This window comes from Mesorhizobium sp. L103C119B0 (assembly GCF_000502235.1).
Lineage (GTDB): Bacteria > Pseudomonadota > Alphaproteobacteria > Rhizobiales > Rhizobiaceae > Mesorhizobium.
On the sequence record NZ_AYXE01000015.1, the window covers coordinates 14,485 to 32,243 of the forward strand.

The following is a 17,759-nucleotide window of genomic DNA, read 5'->3' on the forward strand; positions in this document are numbered from 1 at the left end:
ATCCGGCTCTGTCAACCCGCCTTGTTCACCCGCATGTACCAGTCCACCAGCCGGCGTACCTGCCGTTCTGTGTAGCCACGCTCGATCATGCGCTGTACGAATTCGTTATGGCGCTTTTCCGTAACGCTGTCTTGCTTGGAGCCGAAGCTGATCACCGGCAAGAGGTCCTCGACCTGTCCGAACATCCGCTTCTCGATGACCTCGCGCAGTTTTTCATAGCTGGTCCATGACGGGTTGCGGCCGTGGTTTCTTGCGCGAGCGCGCAGAGTGAACTTCACCACCTCGTTACGGAAGTCCTTGGGATTGGCGATGCCTGCCGGTTTCTCGACCTGCGAAAGTTCGTTGTCCAGGATCTCCCGGTTGAGGATCTGGCCGGTGTCGGGGTCCTTGTAGTCCTGGTCCTCAATCCAGGCATCCGCATAGGCGATGTAGCGGTCGAAGAGGTTCTGGCCGTATTCGCTATAGGACTCCAGATAGGCCTTCTGGATTTCGTGGCCGATAAACTCGGCGTAGCGCGCCGCAAGCTCCGACTTGATGAATTCAAGATAGGCCGCTTCCGCTTCCTTCGGGAACTGCTCCCGCTTGATCGCCTCCTCCAGAATGTACATCAGATGCACAGGATCGGCGGCCACCTCCTCATTATCGAAGTTGAATGTCTGCGAAAGGATCTTAAAGGCAAAGCGCGTGCTGACGCCCGTCATGCCTTCATCGACGCCGGCGGCGTCGCGATATTCTTGGACCGACTTTGCCCTGGGATCGACTTCCTTCAGATTTTCGCCGTCATAGGCGCGCATCTTGGTGTAGAGCGGCGAGTTGTCGTGCTCGGCCAAGCGCGTCGAAACTGCAAAGCGGCTGAGGATGTCCAAAACTTCAGGGGCACAGGGGCTGGCGGCCAACTCGCTCTCACGCAGCAATTTCTCATAGATCTGCCTCTCTTCGGTGATCCGCAGGCAATAGGGTACCTTGACCACCAGGATGCGATCAAGAAACGCCTCGTTGTTCTTGTTGCTCTTGAACTGTTGCCATTCCGACTCGTTGGAATGGGCGACGATGATCCCCTGGTAGGGAAAGGCGCCGAAATTTTCAGTGCCGTTGTAGCTGCCTTCCTGTGTCGCGGTCAGCAGCGGATGCAGAACCTTGATGGGTGCCTTGAACATCTCGACGAATTCAAGCAGACCTTGCGTGGTCCGGTTCAGGCCACCGCTATAGGAATAGGCATCGGGGTCGGACTGGCTAAAATTTTCCAATTGCCTGATGTCGACCTTGCCGACCAGGGCCGAGACATCCTGATTGTTCTCATCGCCAGGTTCGGTCTTGGCAATGCCGATCTGGCGCAGCCGCGACGGCATCAGCTTGACGACGCTGAATTTGGAAATGTCGCCAGACAATTCGTCGAGGCGCTTGGCCGCCCATGGCGAAATCAATCCGTTCAGCCGGCGCCGGGCTATGCCGTATTTATCCTCTAGCAGATCACCCATGTGATCGGGATGGAACAGCCCAAGCGGCGACTCGAAAACCGGGCTGATCTGGTTGCCGACCTTCAGCGTGTAGATCGGGCGCTGCTCCATCAGTTTCTTCAGGCGCTCGGCCAGAGAGGATTTGCCGCCGCCGACCGGGCCGAGGAGATAGAGGATCTGCTTGCGTTCTTCGAGCCCCTGCGAGGCATAGCGGAAATATCCAGCTATGCGCTCGATCGTATCCTCCATTCCATAGAAGTCAGAAAAATGAGGGTAGATCTTGAGGGTCCGATTCGCGAAAATGCGGCCGAGGCGCTCGTCTTTGCTGGTGTCAACCAGTTTTGGTTCGCCGATTGCGTCGACCATCCTTTCGGGCGCCGAAGCGTACATCGATTTGTCTTCCCGACAGGCAAGAAGATACTGTTGGATGCTGACCTCTTCGTCCGCCGCATTGGCATAAATTTCCGAAAAAAGATCGAAGACGTCGGATTGGGTTGCACGCATGATGTTCTGCCCTCGGAGCCGATCTGGATTCCAATCGCCTCATCACCTTCAACTGTCGGAAAGCATTGTTGGTTCCCTTCACATGAAGGAGAGTGGCTGCAATCCGGGTAGAAGGCTTGGGAGGAAACATTCGGAGTGGCTGGAATGGCGGGTTGCCCGGTGCTGCGGCGCTGATGGGCGGCGTTGTCGCCGGCCAGCTATCTCGATGGACACAAGCATCCGCCGACCTTCATCGCCTATTCGCGCGCCGAAGGCCGCGACGACCAATCGAGGGCTTTGCCAAACGCCTGCGCGCCATCGGCACTGAAGTGACGCTGTTCGACGGCAACGCCTACACGCATATGTCGATCAATCACGACTTCGGCGAGGACGGCGACGCGTTGACCGCCGCGATGCTGGCCTTCCTGAATGGACCGTCGGTTGATCCCCGATCCCCGCGAGGCGTCCTGGATCAGACCAAAAGCCCCGGCGGGACATTGCCGACCCGGCGGCTACAGGTGCAATTGTTCCTGAGTTGTCGATTGGGAAAGAAAATCATGAATGGCGCCGATCTGCTGTGCGACGTGCTCCTGGCCAATGACGTCACGGTCTGCTTCGCCAATCCTGGCACATCCGAAATGCATTTCGTTGCCGCACTGGACCGCAAACCTCAGATGCGCTGCGTGCTCGGCCTGTTCGAGGGCGTGGTGACCGGCGCCGCCGACGGCTATGCGCGCATGACCGACCGCCCGGCAGCAACGTTGCTGCATACCGGACCGGGTCTCGCCAACGGTTTGGCCAACATGCACAACGCAAGGCGTGCGCGCAGCCCGATGATCAACATTGTCGGCGACCATGCTTCCTACCATCTGCCGCTCGATGCCCCGCTGACCAGCGACATAGAAGGCCTGGCGTCGCCGATGTCGAACTGGGTTGGCCGCGTCAAGGGGCCGGCCGATATTGTGCCGGCCGCAGAGGCGGCTTTCCGCGCCTCACTCACGCCGCCTGGCGTCACGACCTTGATCCTGCCTGCGGATGCCGCCTGGGGCGAAGTTGCTGCGATTTCGCCTGGCAAGGTGAAGCTGGAGCCGCCGCCCGCCGTCGACATGGCTGTTGTGCGCACGATCGCCGAAGCAATCCGCGCCGCGCCGGGCCGTGTCGGCATGGTGGTGCGTGGGCAGGCGGCGCGCGCCGATGGACTTGAAATCGCAGGGAGAATGTCATCGGGAAGCGATGTCAGGCTGTTCAGTGAGGTTCTGATCGCCCGCATGCAGCGCGGCCGCGGGCGGTTCGCCCCGACCCGCATTCCCTATCCGGTCGATGCGGCGACGGCCATGCTCCGGGATATCGACTTGCTGGTGCTGGTCGGCGCCAAGGAGCCGGTTGCCTTCTTCGCCTATCCAGGCAAGCCCGGGCGGCTGGTTCGGGACGATTGCAAGGTGCTTTCGCTGGCGGCGCATGGCCAGGATCTGAAAGCGGCGCTGGAGGCGCTGGCTGCCGAGGTCGGCATCAAGCCGACGCAGCAATTCGCCGCCGCAACCGCCTTTCCAGACGAACCGACGCTGAGCGGCAGACTGACGGACGATGCCATCGCGCTGTCGGTGGCGCGCAAACTTCCGGCCAATGCCATCGTCTGCGACGAAGCGGTCACCTCGGCGAGACGGTTCTTCGCGCTATCCGCCTTTGCGGCGCCGCACGACTACATGATGGGTACGGGCGGATCGATCGGCGGCGGCATTCCGATGGCGACAGGAGCAGCGATCGCCTGCCCGGACCGCAAGGTGATCAATCTCGAGGCCGACGGCAGCGGCATGTACACGGTGCAGGGACTGTGGACCCAGGCCAGGGAAAAGCTTGACGTCGTGACCATCATCTTTTCCAACCGGACCTACGCCATCCTGCATGGCGAAATGAAGAATGTCGGGGTCAATGAGATCGGCGAGAACGCTAGGCGCATGCTCGATCTCGACCATCCGGCGCTGGACTGGGTTGCGCTGGCCAAAGGCATGGGCGTCGAGGCGGCCCGCGCCGACACGTGCGAGCGGTTCGACGCGCTGCTCGACAGTGCCCTGTCGCGTCCGGGACCGTTTCTCATCGAAGCGGTGATCTGAGGCGGAGAGACTTACCAACGGGTCTTTTCGCCGGGTGCAGCCGGTTCGATTGCCAGCGCATGGACGCCGGCTTGCAGCTCCGCTGCGAGCAATTCGTTGACGGCGCGGTGGCGGTCGATGCGGCTCATGCCGGCAAAGACGGATGAGACGATGCGGACGCGAAAATGCGTCTCGCCGGTGCCGTCATAGGCACCGTGATCGTCGGAGCCGTGGTGGTGATGACCGGCATGAAGGTGGCTTTCATTGACGATCGCCAGCCGCTCCGGCGAAAACGCCTTGTTCAGCTTGTCTTCCATCGTCGCCTGTATGGACATCGCCATCTCCCTTCACCATATCTGCAAGGCGTGATCGGGAAATCGGGATCGATCCCGCCGGGCCGCCTCAAAAATCGCCATTCGCCCTGCTTTATGCCGCGATTCAGCGGTTAGGGCGATGATCGCGAAAATGTCAATTCTTGTTTCGCACGTGCGAACAGCCCATAAATGGGTGAGATGAAACCGTACCCCAAATATTTCGAGAAAATTCGGGTCCGCCCCGACAAGGATGCGGAGCTGAAGTCGCACTCGCCGATCTGCCAGTGGGACGGCTGCAAGGAGGCCGGTACCCACCGGGCGCCGGTCGGACGCATGAAGGAAGGCGAGTATTTTCAGTTCTGCTTCGATCATGTGCGCGAATACAACAAGGGTTTCAACTACTTCTCCGGCGTGCCGGACACCGAGATAGCCCGCTTCCAGAAGGAAGCGATGACCGGCCACCGGCCGACATGGAAGATGGGCGTCGCCGGCGCCTCGACGCGCTCCTCGCCCGATTTCGCCCAGCAGCGTTCCGGTCGCGCCGGCTATTACAACCGCATGCGCGATCCCTTCGATCTGTTCAAAGGGCCGAAGGACCCGCGCGAGGCGCGCGAACGCAAGGCCAAGCCGCTTGAGGCCAAGGCGCTGGAAACGCTTGGCCTTGATACAAAGGCGACTGGCAAGGACATCAAGGCGCGCTATAAGGAACTTGTGAAGCGCCACCATCCGGATGCGAATGGCGGCGATAGAGGTTCGGAAGACCGGTTCCGCGATGTGCTGCAGGCCTATCGCGTGCTCAAGCAGGCGGGTTTGTGCTGAGCAACCTAACGGTTCGTGTCGTTTTCCAACTTTCATAAGGGTGGAAAAGGCTCTAAGACCGCCCCCGGACAAAATCGATTGCCGGCGAAATCAGGCATTTCGCCAGTGGAGACTTGGATAGAGATGAACAAGGTCGATCGCGACATCGCCAATTTGCCCGACACGACGGTGTCGGTGAAAGACAAATTCGGCTTCGAGTCCAAGATGGTGGTGCCGGCCTATTCGGTGACCTCGGAACATGTGCCGGACATCGATCCGGACTATCTGTTCGACAAGGCGACGACGCTGGCGATCCTTGCCGGCTTTGCCTACAATCGCCGCGTCATGGTGTCTGGCTATCACGGCACCGGCAAATCGACCCATATCGAACAGGTCGCCGCCCGCCTTAACTGGCCCTGCGTGCGCGTCAACCTCGACAGCCATGTCAGCCGTATCGACCTCGTCGGCAAGGACGCCATCGTCGTCAAGGATGGCCTGCAGATCACCGAATTCCGCGACGGCATCCTGCCCTGGGCCTACCAGCACAATGTCGCGCTCTGCTTCGACGAGTACGATGCAGGCCGTCCGGACGTGATGTTCGTCATCCAGCGCGTGCTGGAATCGTCGGGCCGCCTGACGCTGCTCGACCAGAGCCGGGTCATCCGACCGCATCCGGCGTTCCGGCTGTTTTCGACCGCCAACACGGTCGGCCTCGGCGACACTACCGGCCTCTATCACGGCACGCAGCAGATCAACCAGGCGCAGATGGATCGCTGGTCGATCGTCACCACGCTGAACTACCTGCCGCACGACAATGAGGTGAACATCGTGCTGGCCAAGGCCAAGCACTATCGCGACGGCAAGGGCAAGGACATCGTCAACAAGATGGTGCGGGTCGCCGACATGACGCGCTCGGCCTTCATCAATGGCGATCTGTCGACCGTGATGAGCCCGCGTACCGTCATCACCTGGGCCGAAAATGCCGAGATCTTCGGCAATATCGGCATGGCGTTCCGGCTGACCTTCCTCAACAAGTGCGACGAGCTGGAGCGTTCGGTGGTGGCCGAGTTCTACCAGCGCGCCTTCGGCGAGGACCTGCCCGAGAGCGCCGCCAACGTGGTGCTGGGCTGAGCAGAGCCTCGATGGCGGGTCCGGGCGACAACACGCGCAACAAGTCGAAGACGGGGTCTGAAGCCGACAGCTTCAAGCGTGCCGTCACCGTCTGCATGCGCGCCATCGCCGGCGACAAGGAGCTCGAAGTCGGTTTCGCCAAGGACCGCCCGGCGCTCGCCGGCAGCCGCGCCCGTCTGCCCGAACTGCCGAAGAAAGCGTCCAAGACAGACATCGCGATTACTCGTGGCCTGGGCGATTCCATGGCGCTGAAGCGCGCCTGCCACGATCAGCGCATCCACACCAAACTGGCGCCGGAAGGCAAGCTGGCGCGCTCGATCTATGACGCCGTGGAACAGGCCCGCGTCGAGGCGATCGGCAGCCGCGCCATGCAAGGCGTCGCCGACAATATCGGCTCGATGCTGGAGGACAAATACGCCAAGGCCAACCTTGTCGACGTCAAGGACAAGGCCGACGCGCCGATCGAGGAAGCGCTGGCGCTGATGGTGCGCGAGAAGCTGACCGGGCGGCCGATCCCGAAGAGCGGCGAGCGTCTGGTCGACCTCTGGCGGCCCTGGGTCGAGGAAAAAGCCAAGGCCGATCTCGACGGACTGTCGGCCAAGCTTGGCGACCAGCAGGCCTTTGCCCGCGTCGTGCGCGAGATGCTTGCGTCCATGGAGATGGCCGAGGAACTCGGCGACGACCAGGAAACCGAAGACTCCGAGGACAATGACGACAACCAGCCGCAAGGCGAGGAGCAGAGCGAGGAGGGCGGTGAAGACGATTCCGGCTCCGAGCAGTCGCAGTCCGAGGATGCCGAGGCCTCGGCTGATGACGAACAGTCGTCCGAGACGGAGGCGTCCGACGCCACCGCCGACGATCTTTCCGACGATGACGATGCGGACGCCGAGACGCCGGGCGAGGCGCGCCGTAACGACAACCCCTTCGCCAACCTGCCGAAAGAGATCGACTACAAGGTTTTCACCACCGCCTTCGACGAGACGGTCGGTGCGGAAGAGCTGTGCGAGGAGGAAGAACTCGACCGGCTGCGCGCCTTCCTCGACAAGCAGTTGGCCAATCTCTCCGGCGTCGTCGGCCGGCTCGCCAACCGGCTGCAGCGCCGCCTGATGGCGCAGCAGAACCGTTCCTGGGATTTCGACCTCGAAGAGGGTTATCTCGATCCGGCACGCCTGGTTCGTGTCGTCATCGACCCGATGCAGCCGTTGTCGTTCAAGCAGGAGCGCGACACCAAATTCCGCGACACGGTGGTGACGCTGGTGCTCGACAATTCGGGCTCGATGCGCGGTCGGCCGATCACGGTTGCCGCCACCTGTGCCGACATTCTGGCGCGCACGCTGGAGCGCTGCGGCGTCTCGGTCGAGATCCTCGGCTTCACCACGCGGGCGTGGAAGGGCGGACAGGCTCGCGAGAAGTGGCTGAAGGACGGCAAGCCGCCGAACCCCGGCCGGCTCAACGATCTGCGCCACATCATCTACAAATCCGCCGATCATCCGTGGCGTCGCGCCCGGCGCAATCTCGGCCTGATGATGCGCGAGGGCCTGCTCAAGGAAAACATCGACGGCGAGGCGTTGTTATGGGCGCACAACCGGCTGATCGCCCGGCCCGAACAGCGCAAGATCCTGATGATGATCTCGGACGGCGCGCCGGTCGACGATTCGACGCTGTCGGTCAATCCTGGCAATTACCTCGAGCGGCATCTGCGCGCCGTCATCGAGCTGATCGAGACGCGCTCGCCGGTCGAGCTTCTGGCCATCGGCATCGGCCACGACGTCACCCGCTATTACAGGCGCGCCGTCACCATCGTCGATGCCGAGGAACTGGCCGGCGCCATGACCGAGCAGCTGGCCTCGCTGTTCGCCGAGGAAAACGTGCGCGATACACGCCGCGGCGGCTACCGGCGCGCCGGATGATTTTTTTGCGCGGCGGGTTTCGGCAGATGCTCTTCGCGGTCACTGCCTTGTTCGGCATGGCGTTTGCGCCGGCCATCGCCGCCGGCCCAAGCGCGGTCGAGCCGGTCGAAGTCCCGGCGCGGCCGATCACCACCTTCCATATCGGCAGCGCCGACAAGCAGTTTGGGCCGCTGGAATTCGTCGGCGGTCTTGAGATGAACTCGACGACGCGCGATTTCGGCGCGCTGTCGGCATTTCGGTTCGTCAAACCCGGCAGCGATTTCATCGGCGTCGCCGATACGGGCTTCTGGTTCTTCGGCTCGATCACCCATGATGCCGACAAGCGGCCGTCCGGCATCCAGAATTTCCGCATGCAGCAGATGGTCGATGAGAAGGGCCGGCCGATCGACAGGAAATGGGAAGTCGATGCCGAGGGCCTTGCAGTCAAGGACGGCATCGCCACCGTCGGCTTCGAGCGCGATCACCGCGTCGCCCAGTTCAAGATCGACCCCAGCAACATGACGGCGCCTTTCAAGCAACTGAATTTTCTGATTCCAGCCCGCGAACTGCGACAGAACCGCGGTTTCGAGACGGTCACCCACACCAATCCTAGCGGCCAGCACGAGGGCGGCCTCGTCGTGGTCTCGGAAAAGAGCTTGGACAAGGCTGGCAACATCTATGCCGCCATCATCGAAGGGCCGCACAAGGGCGTCTTCACGGTCAAGCGCAACGGTGATTTCGACATCACTGACGGCGCCTTCCTGCCGGATGGCGACCTGCTGCTTTTGGAGCGCAGTTTCTCGATGGCCGGCGGTGTCAGGATGCGGCTAAGGTGCATCTATGGCGAAAGCGTCGAGAAGGGCGCGGTTGCCGACGGACCGGTGCTGATGGAAGCCGACATGGGCTACCAGATCGACAATATGGAAGGACTCGACGTCTGGACCCGCGATGACGGAGCGCTGATGGTGTCGCTGATCTCGGACGACAACCACTCGATCCTGCAGCGCAACCTCTATCTGGAATTCATCCTGCACCAGGATTGAGAGCCCTAAGGCTTGGTGGCGATCCAGATGACGTGGCGCGCGCCGCGCTTGCCATTCGCGCGCGTCTTCACCTCGTCCACGACAAAGCCCGCCTGCTTGAGCCTACGTGTGAAGCCGGCATCGGGGCCTTGCGACCAAACAGCCAGCACGCCTCCGGGCCTGAGCGCTGTACGCGCCGCGCCGAGGCCGGCAGCGCCATAGAGGGCGTCGTTGCCCTTGTAGACGATGCCTTCGGGGCCATTGTCGACATCGAGCAGGATGGCGTCCCAGGCTGCCTTGTCGGATCTTATGATGTGCCCGACGTCGGCTTCGCGAACCGTCACACGGGGATCGTCGAGACAGCCGGCGAAGACCGCCTCCATGGGGCCGCGCGCCCAGGCGATGACGGCGGGGACAAGCTCGGCAACGGTGATGCCTGCGTCGGCGCCCATTTGGGCAAGCGCAGCGCGCAGCGTAAAACCCATGCCGAGGCCGCCGATCAGGATTTTCGGTTGGGCGCGGCCGCCGATCTTTTCACAGGAGAGCTTGGCCAGCGCTTCCTCGGAGCCGCTGAGGCGGCTGTTCATCAGCTCATTGGTGCCGAGCATGATCGAGAATTCGCTGCCGCGCTGCTTGAGGCGCAGTTCCTGTCCGCCGTCAGGCGTTTTGGCCGAGCCGAGCTGGACCCAGGGAATCACGGCCTAGACAGCCACGGCCGGCTGGCTCCAGTGGGCGGCGAGCAGCCGGTAGGGGATCAGGGCCACAACAGCGATGATCAGCTTCACCGAGAGGTCGCCCAGCGCCCAGGAGACCCAGCGCATGGACTCGACCGGCAGCACGCCTATCAGCGGCGCCGTCTCCAGCGCAAAGCTGTCGTTCGGGCCGGCAAAAGCGAAGGCGGCCGAAAAGGCGATGCTGAAGAACACCAGGGTGTCGAACACCGAGCCGACCAGCGTGCCGACGATCGGCGCGCGCCACCAGCTCTGCCGGCGCAACCGGTTGAACACGGTGACGTCGAGCAATTGCGCGCAAAGGAAGGCCGCGCCGGAAGCTGTGGCGATGCGCACCAGCCGGTCGGCTGATGTCTCGAACTCGATCAGGCCGTGGCGAAACAGGAAGGGCGGGACGAGGATCGAGCAGACTACCGCGGTCATGAAGCCGACAAGGACGATGCGGCGCGCCACGGTCGGCCCGTAGCGGCGGTTGGCAAGGTCGGTGACCAGGAAGGAGAAGGGATAGGTGAAGGCGCCCCAGGTCAGGATGTCGCCCAGCGACAGACCGCCGGCCTGGCCCTGCATCGGGAACTGCACGAGGATGTTCGATGCCACGACGACAAGCGCCATGGCGGCCACAAAGGGCAGATATCGCGAGAAGGAAGTCATTTTTTTATCCTGGGTAATGGAACCAGCCAGGCGCTAGCCGAAGTTCGGGTCGCGCTGCCTTAGAAGTTTTGAGCATCGGATTGCTCCGATGCTCAGGGCGGTCGTCCCCCGCCTTGATATCGTTAAGCGGCGGGCTGGTCGGCCAGCTTCTTGGCGATCTGCTTCTTCAACAGGCGCGCGCGCTGCGACAATTCCTTGGCGTCGGCCTTGGCCAGGAAGGCGTCGAGGCCGCCGCGATGCTCGACCGAACGCAGCGCGTTGGCCGAAATGCGCAGGCGCACATTCTGGTTCAGCGCTTCCGAAATCAGCGTCACATTGACGAGGTTCGGCAGGAAGCGGCGCTTGGTCTTGTTGTTGGCGTGGCTCACATTGTTGCCGGTCTGGACTGCCTTGGCAGTGAGTTCGCAGGTGCGGGACATGGTTCTAACCTTCAGTTCTGTCTAGCCTGCCAAACCTTGTTCGCCCGCGCCGGGTGGCGCGCGGTTTCAGTCAGGCGGCCTTATGGAAAAGTTGGCGTTCCATAGTTGCATTTCGCCAATGCGTCAAGCTCCGGCTTACCCACGACTGTGACGAGCGTTTCACATAAAGGCCGGAATTCAGCCTATAAGCGGTCGGACAGGGACATCTCAAGCCGGAGTCGCCCGCCTCCGGTTAAAAAAAATCAAGGACCGAGCCCGCCATGCTTCGCCCGTCACATGCCGTTGTCGCCATAATTGTCGCCGCCTTGCCGACATCAACCCTTGCCGCCGCGCCCGCAGCCACCGCACAGTCCTTCAAGGGCGAATACACGGTGTCGTTCCTCGGCCTTTCCGTGGCCAAGGCGACATTTTCCAGCCACTACGAAGGCGGTAGCTATTCCATAGACGGCACCGTCTCCAGCGCGGGTCTCGCCACCTTGTTCGACGACACGAGCGGCACGATCTCGTCAAAGGGCAAGATCCTGGGCAAGCAGATGCAGCCACAGGTATTTCGCGCCGATTATAAGTCCGGCAAGAAGGCTTCCATGGTCGATATCCGCTTTGCCAATGGCGCGGTGACCGCCACCCAGGTCATTCCCGAACCGAAAAAGCGCAATCCCAAAAACTGGATACCGCTGGGCAGCAACGATCTGGCATCTGTGCTCGATCCCATGGCGGCTACCGTTATCCATGCCGACAGCCTCGACCAGGTCTGCGGGCGCAAGGTGAAATTCTATGACGGCGAGATGCGCGCCGACCTGACGCTGACCTACGCCTCGAAAGGATCGATCTCGGTCAAGGGTTACAAGGGCGACACCGTTACCTGCAAGATGAGCTTCGAGCCGGTGGCAGGCTACCGCAAGGGCCGCAAGGCGCTGAATTACCTGAAGAAGAAGAGCCAGATGATGGTGACGTTTGCACCGCTCGGCCAAACCGGCATATATGCGCCGATCCACGCCACGGTCGGGACGCAGATCGGCACCTTGACTGTCAGCGCGGGGCGGTTCGAAGCTACTGAATAGACGCGCCCACCCGAATAGAATGGGGCGAGTCGCCGGAGACGGGCATGGGGCGCGCAACACTGATCGGTTTCTCGGCGGTCGCCATGTGGGCGCTGCTGGCGTTGCTCACCGATGCGTCGGGCGCCGTGCCGCCATTCTTGCTCTCGGCCATCACCTTCACCATCGGCACCGCCGTCGGGTTGGTTGCCCGGCTGTTCATGCCGGCGACCGATAAAAGCCTGAAGATCCCACGCCAGGTCTGGGTGATCGGCATTGCCGGACTGTTCGGCTACCATTTCTTCTATTTCACCGCGCTGCGCAACGCGCCGGCGGTCGAGGCAAGCCTGATCGCCTATCTGTGGCCGCTGCTGATCGTGCTGGGATCAGCGCTGATGCCGGGCGAGAAGCTGGCCTGGAACCATGTCGTCGGCGCGCTGCTCGGGCTCGCCGGGACCGTGCTGATCGTCACCAAGGGTGGCGGCCTCGCCTTCGATGCTCGCTACACCTTCGGCTATGCGATGGCGGCCGTCTGTGCGCTGCTGTGGTCGTCCTATTCGCTGCTGTCGCGGCGCTTTCCGGCGGTGCCGACCTCGATCGTCACCTGGTTCTGCGCCGCCACGGCAGCCCTGTCCCTCATCTGCCATCTTCTGCTGGAAAAGACGGTGCTGCCCGATGGCCCCGGCCAGTGGCTGGCGGTGGTTGGTTTGGGGTTGATGCCGGTGGGTGCCGCCTTCTACGCCTGGGATATCGGCGTCAAACGAGGCAACATCCAGGTGCTCGGCGCGGCAAGCTATGCGGCGCCACTGCTGTCGACATTGGTGCTGATCGCGGCGGGCGTTGCCGAGCCGTCGCTGCGTATCCTGGCGGCCTGCGTGCTGATCACCGGCGGCGCGGCGCTGGCGGCGAAATCGTTGTTCCTGCGCAAGGCGGCAACGGGTGGAGCAAGCGCATGACGATGCCGTTTGCCGGCGGCATCGACGCCAATGCCAACGCCACATTGATTTTTTCGCTGGTGGCGGCGGTGATCTACGCCCTCACCCTGGATATGCGGCCGACGCTGGCCCGCTCGGCGGCAAAGACGCTGTCCGTGGCCATGCTTGCGGCGCTGGCCTTCATGCAAGGTGGGCAGTTGTTGCTCGTCGCGGCGCTGGCGCTCAGCGCCGTCGGCGACGCCTTCCTGTCGCGTGACGGCGAAAAGGCCTTCCTCGGCGGGCTGGCCAGCTTCCTTGCGGCGCATGTCCTCTATGTGCCGCTCTTCCTGCGCGGCGGCGGCGGGCTGGATGTGCTCAGCACCGAGACATGGCGCGGCGCCATCGCGCTTGCCATGGCGGCCTTCGCAGTCGTCATGCTGGCGGCGCTCTGGCGCCGTGTCAGTCCCGGCCTGCGGGTGCCGATCGCCGTCTATATCGCGGCCATTCTGGCGATGGGCATCTCGGCGTTGACGCTCGACAATCCGTGGGTCATCGGCGGCGCTGTTATGTTCATGGCATCGGACGGGCTGCTTGCCGCGGAGAAATTCCTGGTTCCGGCAATAGCACCCTATCGCGCCGGCATCCGTTATGCGGTCTGGGTGCTGTACTATGCCGCCCAGCTCTGCATAACTCTTGGTTTTCTTCTGGCCTAAGGCTGCCAGCCCGGCTCGGCCATTTCAAACGCGGCGAAGTCGAAGCCCGGCGCCACGGTGCAGCCGACCAACGTCCATTCGCCGAGGCTGCGCGCTGATTGCCACCAGCCGGCCGGCACGACGATCTGCGGCCGCTCGCCCGCCGCAAGTTCAATGCCGAGCACCTGCTCGATCACCTGGTTAACCTTTGGACTGCCTTCCTCGCACATCGACAGCGCCAGCGGCGCCCCGGCATGGAAATGCCAGACCTCGGCCGCGTCCTTGACCCGGTGCCAGGCCGAAATCTGGTCCTGTTCAAGGAGGAAATAGATCGCCGTCGAATGGCCCCGCCCGGCGCCGTCGCGAAAGGTCTCGGCATACCAGCCGCCTTCCGGATGCGGCTTGAGGCCGAGCGTGGCGATGATTTCAGCGGCGCTGGTCATGGCTGATCCCGGAACGATGCTCAGAAATTGTCCTTGCGCTTGCGGATTTCCGCGAACACTTCGGCGTCTGGGGCCGCCTCCATACCGAGATGCTTGCGGATCGCCGGGTCGTGCCAGCGCAGGAACGGATTGGTCGACAATTCCTCGCCGATCGTGGTCGGCAGCGTCGCCTTGTTGTCGGCGCGCAGGGTCTCGATTTTGGCGGCGCGTTCCCTGAGCGCCGAATTGGTCGGGTCGACGGTCAACGCAAAGCGGGCGTTCGAAAGCGTATACTCATGGCCGCAATAGATGACCGTGTCGGCCGGGAGTGCCGCCAGCTTCTTCAGCGACTCATACATCACCGGCGGCTTGCATTCGAACAGCCGGCCGCAGCCGAGCGCGAACAAAGTGTCGGCGGTGAACGCCACTTTCGAGGCCGGAAAATGATAGGAGACATGGCCCGCAGTGTGGCCGGGCGTGGCGATGACATCGATCCGCTCGCCGCCGAGATGGACGACCGAGCCTTGCCCGACGGTCTCGTCGATGCCGGGAATTTTTTCCTTTTCAGCCTCCGGTCCGACTATGCGCAGCTTGAAGCGCTCCTTCAGCGCCAGATTGGCCTCGACATGGTCGACATGGTGGTGGGTGGTCAGGATCATCGTCGGCTTCCAGCCGGTACGCTCGATCGCGGCAATGATCGGCGCTTCTTCGGGCGCGTCGATAATGGCGGTCTCGCCGCTTTTCGGGTCATGCACCAGCACGCCGAAATTGTCGCTGCGGCACATGAACTGTTCGATTTCGACGGGCATTGGCATCTCTCCATCTGTTGGCGCAGACATAGGGCGCTTGGCCGCCGATGTCACTCTAGCTTTGCAGAACGTGGCGGCTTTGTTGAACTTGGGCGGCATCGCAGCTACCGTCCCGCGCATGCATTCCGATATCGTCGATCTCCGCTCCTTCTATTCGACCACGCTCGGCCGCCTGGCTGAACGCTCGATCACCATGGCGCTGTCCTCAATATGGGCAACAGTGCCGAATGAGCGGCTGGTCGGGCTCGGCTATACCTTGCCGTGGCTGGAGCGGTTCGGCACCGATGCCGAGCGGGTGTTTGCCTTCATGCCTGCTACGCAAGGCGCCGTCGTCTGGCCGGCGAACGGGCCGACGGCTACGGCGCTGGTCTTCGACGAGGAATTGCCGCTGGTCGATTCCTGCATCGACCGCATGCTGCTCGTGCATTCGCTCGAACATGTCGAAAACCCGCGCGAGACGCTGAACGAGATCTGGCGGGTGCTGTCGCCGGCAGGGCGCGTCGTCATCGTCGTGCCCAACCGGCGCGGTGTCTGGGCGCGGTTCGAGCACACGCCGTTCGGCAATGGCCGGCCGTTCTCGCGCGGCCAGCTGACAGAATTGCTGCGCGAGGCGAATTTCACGCCGGCTTCCTGGTCCGACGCGCTGTTCTTCCCGCCATCGCCGCGGCGCTTCATGATGCGGTTCCACAATGTGCTGGAGCGCGCCGGCCGGCGGTTCTGGCCGATCTTTTCCGGCGTCATCGTGGTCGAGGCGCAGAAGCGGCTCTATCAGGGCGTGCCGGTCGCGCAGCGCGCTTCGCGCCGTGTCTTCGTGCCGGTACTGTCACCGCACGGTGCGACGCGGCTTGGCCGCCGGGCGGAAGGGGTGACATCGACGACGCGTCAGGTGACACCTTCGTGATCATCATGAAAACTGGTGTTGCGTGGGTTTTTCCCACCTATCTGTCGCAGATGCATTCGCGGTCCGTTTGAGCGGCGGATGCCTTCAAGTCTCTCCATCTGGTTTCAGCAACGCTTCTGAACGCAAGGACCTCGTGCATGGCTGATCAACCGGACAAGTCCGCCGCCGCTCAGCCGGTAACCGTCGATGCCAGCAGCCTGCGCGATCAGGTGGCGACGATCAAACGGGCGCTGATAGGCTCACCGGTGCGCAAGTGGCTGGTCTGGACGTCGGTCGGCATTATGGCGGTCATCGTCGCGACGTCGATCGGCCAGGTTCTGCTCAACCGCTGGAACCAGCCTTTCTACGATGCGCTGGCGCGTCGCGACATGGCGGCCTTCCTGCATCAGCTGATGATCTTTGCCGTGATTGCCGGCACGTTGCTGCTGCTCAACATCGCTCAGACCTGGCTCAACCAGATGATCCGGCTGAAGCTGCGCGAGGCGCTGACGCTCGACCTGATCGACCAATGGATGCGGCCGGCGCGGGCCTTCCGGCTCGCCAATGCCGGCGCCATCGGCGTCAATCCCGACCAGCGCATGCAGCAGGATGCCGCGCATCTGTCCGATCTGTCGACGGACCTCGGCGTCGGCCTGCTGCAATCCTTCATCCTGCTGGTGTCGTTCGTCGGCGTGCTTTGGCAACTCTCGTCGGGCTTCGTCTTCCACATCAACGGCTGGTCGCTGGCGATACCGGGCTACATGGTCTGGGCCGCGTTCCTCTATGCCGGCATCGCCTCCTGGCTGAGCTGGCTGGTCGGGCGGCCGCTGATCCGCCTCAACAGCGACCGCTACACCCGCGAGGCCGAGCTGCGTTCCGGGATGGTGCGCGTCAACGAGAATGTCGACGCCATCGCGCTCTATCACGGCGAAGCCGATGCCAAGAGACGGCTCGAAATCGACCTTGGCACGGTACTGGGCGCGATGCGAAACATCTACAAAGCGCAGATCAACCTTTCCTGGGTGACCGATACCTATGGCTGGATCACCGTGGTGGCGCCGATCCTGGTGGCATCGCCGGTCTATTTTTCAGGCGATATCAGCTTTGGCGGGTTGATGATGGCGGTCGGCGCTTTCAACCAGGTGCACTCGTCGCTGCGCTGGTTCATCAACAATATCGGCGGCATCGCAGACTGGCGCGCCACGCTGATGCGCGTTGCCGACTTCCGCATTGCGCTCGATGATACCGATGTGCTGCACGACAAGGAAAAGCGCATCGAATTCGGCGATAACGCCAATGGCAGCCTGACCTTCGAGAAGCTCCAAGTGGCCTCGCCGGAGGGCTGCACCAAACTTTCAGACAGCCATGTCGAGATCCATCCCGGTGAGCGCGTCATGATCACCGGCGATCCAGGCGCCGGCAAGACATTGTTCTTCCGCGCCATTGCCGGCCTTTGGCCCTGGGGCAGCGGGCGGATCGGCTTGCCGGCCGGAGAAACGCCGATTTTCGTGCCGCGTGTTCCGTATTTTCCTGCCGGCACGTTACGCGAAGTGCTGCATCCGAATGGCTCGGCGCCGGCTGGCGATGCTGATTTTGGGGCGGTGCTGGCCGAGGTCGGGCTCGAGCGGCTGTCATCCTCGCTCGACCGTTCCGCACGGTGGGAGCGTGAACTCAACGATGACGAACAACGCTCGCTGGCCTTCGCCAGGCTCGCCTTGCGGCAGCCGAAATGGGTGATCATCGACGAAGCGATGGACGCGTTCGATGGTCCTTCGCTACGAAGGGTGCTGTCCATGTTGGAGAAACGCCTGCCGGAAACCGCGATCCTCAACATCGGGCGCGGACTGCACAATGATCATTTCTTTCCACGCGCATTGAACATCGTGAAGGATACGGGTGCTGCGCCACTGAAACCCGCCCGAGTCAGGACCGGCGCCATCGACCCGCCGCCGAAAGCGGCCGTGCGGCGAAAGAAGTAGAAGGGGCTTTATTTCGCCGCGATCGCGGCGAAGATCACGGA

The 17,759-nt window shown here is 62.6% G+C and carries 17 protein-coding genes; 10 read left to right on the forward strand and 7 right to left on the reverse strand.

Features of this window, described 5'->3' with window-relative positions; translation table 11 throughout:
- Positions 1-11: 11 nt before the first annotated feature.
- Positions 12-1,961: a PrkA family serine protein kinase gene (locus X728_RS144020; RefSeq protein ID WP_023832493.1), complete on the reverse strand. Its 1,950-nt coding sequence runs from the start codon at positions 1,959-1,961 to the stop codon at positions 12-14.
- Between the two features lie 536 nt (positions 1,962-2,497).
- Between X728_RS144020 and X728_RS144015 the strand changes: the two genes are divergently transcribed.
- On the forward strand, positions 2,498-4,051 hold the full coding sequence (locus X728_RS144015; RefSeq protein ID WP_023701378.1) for an acetolactate synthase large subunit: 1,554 nt from the start codon (positions 2,498-2,500) through the stop codon (positions 4,049-4,051).
- 11 nt (positions 4,052-4,062) lie between these two features.
- Here X728_RS144015 and X728_RS144010 read toward each other — a convergent pair whose 3' ends face one another.
- Complete coding sequence (locus X728_RS144010; protein WP_023670675.1) at positions 4,063-4,365, reverse strand: BolA family transcriptional regulator; 303 nt, start codon at positions 4,363-4,365, stop codon at positions 4,063-4,065.
- Between the two features lie 168 nt (positions 4,366-4,533).
- On the opposite strand from X728_RS144010, the gene X728_RS144005 reads away from it, so the two are divergent.
- The 4 genes from X728_RS144005 to X728_RS143990 all read left to right on the forward strand — a co-directional run bounded on the left by X728_RS144005 (position 4,534) and on the right by X728_RS143990 (position 9,205).
- Complete coding sequence (locus tag X728_RS144005; protein ID WP_032887126.1) at positions 4,534-5,163, forward strand: J domain-containing protein; 630 nt, start codon at positions 4,534-4,536, stop codon at positions 5,161-5,163.
- A 123-nt stretch (positions 5,164-5,286) separates the two neighbouring features.
- Complete coding sequence (cobS, locus tag X728_RS144000; protein ID WP_023670677.1) at positions 5,287-6,273, forward strand: cobaltochelatase subunit CobS; 987 nt, start codon at positions 5,287-5,289, stop codon at positions 6,271-6,273.
- A gap of 11 nt (positions 6,274-6,284) precedes the next feature.
- A complete protein-coding gene (gene cobT, locus X728_RS143995; protein WP_023706318.1) occupies positions 6,285-8,183 on the forward strand; it encodes a cobaltochelatase subunit CobT in 1,899 nt (632 codons plus the stop codon).
- A complete protein-coding gene (locus X728_RS143990; RefSeq protein ID WP_023832495.1) occupies positions 8,180-9,205 on the forward strand; it encodes an esterase-like activity of phytase family protein in 1,026 nt (341 codons plus the stop codon). The genes cobT and X728_RS143990 overlap by 4 nt, the downstream gene beginning before the upstream one ends.
- Positions 9,206-9,210: 5 nt before the next feature.
- On the opposite strand, the gene X728_RS143985 is transcribed toward X728_RS143990, so the two are convergent.
- The 3 genes from X728_RS143985 to rpmB all read right to left on the reverse strand — a co-directional run bounded on the left by X728_RS143985 (position 9,211) and on the right by rpmB (position 10,985).
- Positions 9,211-9,882, reverse strand: coding sequence for a spermidine synthase (locus tag X728_RS143985; protein WP_023670680.1), 672 nt, complete (start codon positions 9,880-9,882; stop codon positions 9,211-9,213).
- 3 nt (positions 9,883-9,885) lie between these two features.
- The gene (locus tag X728_RS143980; RefSeq protein WP_023832496.1) at positions 9,886-10,566 is read right to left on the reverse strand and encodes a queuosine precursor transporter; all 681 of its coding nucleotides are present in this window, start codon (positions 10,564-10,566) and stop codon (positions 9,886-9,888) included.
- Between the two features lie 122 nt (positions 10,567-10,688).
- The gene (gene rpmB, locus X728_RS143975) at positions 10,689-10,985 is read right to left on the reverse strand and encodes a 50S ribosomal protein L28 (protein ID WP_023670682.1); all 297 of its coding nucleotides are present in this window, start codon (positions 10,983-10,985) and stop codon (positions 10,689-10,691) included.
- Between the two features lie 260 nt (positions 10,986-11,245).
- Between rpmB and X728_RS143970 the strand changes: the two genes are divergently transcribed.
- Genes X728_RS143970 through X728_RS143960 form a run of 3 tightly spaced genes read left to right on the forward strand, consistent with a single transcriptional unit; the run spans position 11,246 to position 13,649 of the window.
- Complete coding sequence (locus X728_RS143970) at positions 11,246-12,046, forward strand: DUF3108 domain-containing protein (protein WP_023832497.1); 801 nt, start codon at positions 11,246-11,248, stop codon at positions 12,044-12,046.
- A 44-nt stretch (positions 12,047-12,090) separates the two neighbouring features.
- Positions 12,091-12,978 (forward strand): EamA family transporter, encoded by an 888-nt coding sequence (locus X728_RS143965; protein ID WP_023670684.1) that lies wholly within the window; start codon positions 12,091-12,093, stop codon positions 12,976-12,978.
- On the forward strand, positions 12,975-13,649 hold the full coding sequence (locus tag X728_RS143960; RefSeq protein WP_023832498.1) for a lysoplasmalogenase family protein: 675 nt from the start codon (positions 12,975-12,977) through the stop codon (positions 13,647-13,649). The genes X728_RS143965 and X728_RS143960 overlap by 4 nt, the downstream gene beginning before the upstream one ends.
- Here the strand turns inward: X728_RS143960 and X728_RS143955 are convergent.
- Positions 13,646-14,071, reverse strand: a complete 426-nt coding sequence (locus X728_RS143955; protein WP_023701384.1) for a cupin domain-containing protein — start codon at positions 14,069-14,071, stop codon at positions 13,646-13,648. The two genes, X728_RS143960 and X728_RS143955, sit on opposite strands and share 4 nt — an antisense overlap.
- Before the next feature lie 20 nt (positions 14,072-14,091).
- Positions 14,092-14,859 carry a hydroxyacylglutathione hydrolase gene (gene gloB, locus X728_RS143950; RefSeq protein ID WP_023701385.1) on the reverse strand — a complete coding sequence of 256 codons (768 nt, stop codon included), beginning with the start codon at positions 14,857-14,859 and terminating at the stop codon, positions 14,092-14,094.
- A 118-nt stretch (positions 14,860-14,977) separates the two neighbouring features.
- Between gloB and X728_RS143945 the strand changes: the two genes are divergently transcribed.
- Together X728_RS143945 and X728_RS143940 are read left to right on the forward strand one after the other, a co-directional pair.
- Positions 14,978-15,760 (forward strand): methyltransferase domain-containing protein, encoded by a 783-nt coding sequence (locus X728_RS143945; RefSeq protein WP_023670688.1) that lies wholly within the window; start codon positions 14,978-14,980, stop codon positions 15,758-15,760.
- A gap of 137 nt (positions 15,761-15,897) precedes the next feature.
- Entirely contained in the window at positions 15,898-17,718 is a 1,821-nt protein-coding gene (locus X728_RS143940) for an ABC transporter ATP-binding protein/permease (protein WP_023832499.1), read from the forward strand.
- Positions 17,719-17,759: the final 41 nt, after the last annotated feature.

Coding starts and splice junctions, on each gene's coding strand:
- X728_RS144020 (WP_023832493.1), bottom strand. CDS start 1,961: ATGCGTGCAACCCAATCCGACGTCTTCGATCTTTTTTCGGAAATTTAT.
- X728_RS144015 (WP_023701378.1), top strand. CDS start 2,498: ATGAATGGCGCCGATCTGCTGTGCGACGTGCTCCTGGCCAATGACGTC.
- X728_RS144010 (WP_023670675.1), bottom strand. CDS start 4,365: ATGTCCATACAGGCGACGATGGAAGACAAGCTGAACAAGGCGTTTTCG.
- X728_RS144005 (WP_032887126.1), top strand. CDS start 4,534: ATGGGTGAGATGAAACCGTACCCCAAATATTTCGAGAAAATTCGGGTC.
- cobS (WP_023670677.1), top strand. CDS start 5,287: ATGAACAAGGTCGATCGCGACATCGCCAATTTGCCCGACACGACGGTG.
- cobT (WP_023706318.1), top strand. CDS start 6,285: ATGGCGGGTCCGGGCGACAACACGCGCAACAAGTCGAAGACGGGGTCT.
- X728_RS143990 (WP_023832495.1), top strand. CDS start 8,180: ATGATTTTTTTGCGCGGCGGGTTTCGGCAGATGCTCTTCGCGGTCACT.
- X728_RS143980 (WP_023832496.1), bottom strand. CDS start 10,566: ATGACTTCCTTCTCGCGATATCTGCCCTTTGTGGCCGCCATGGCGCTT.
- rpmB (WP_023670682.1), bottom strand. CDS start 10,985: ATGTCCCGCACCTGCGAACTCACTGCCAAGGCAGTCCAGACCGGCAAC.
- X728_RS143970 (WP_023832497.1), top strand. CDS start 11,246: ATGCTTCGCCCGTCACATGCCGTTGTCGCCATAATTGTCGCCGCCTTG.
- X728_RS143965 (WP_023670684.1), top strand. CDS start 12,091: ATGGGGCGCGCAACACTGATCGGTTTCTCGGCGGTCGCCATGTGGGCG.
- X728_RS143960 (WP_023832498.1), top strand. CDS start 12,975: ATGACGATGCCGTTTGCCGGCGGCATCGACGCCAATGCCAACGCCACA.
- X728_RS143955 (WP_023701384.1), bottom strand. CDS start 14,071: ATGACCAGCGCCGCTGAAATCATCGCCACGCTCGGCCTCAAGCCGCAT.
- gloB (WP_023701385.1), bottom strand. CDS start 14,859: ATGCCCGTCGAAATCGAACAGTTCATGTGCCGCAGCGACAATTTCGGC.
- X728_RS143945 (WP_023670688.1), top strand. CDS start 14,978: ATGCATTCCGATATCGTCGATCTCCGCTCCTTCTATTCGACCACGCTC.
- X728_RS143940 (WP_023832499.1), top strand. CDS start 15,898: ATGGCTGATCAACCGGACAAGTCCGCCGCCGCTCAGCCGGTAACCGTC.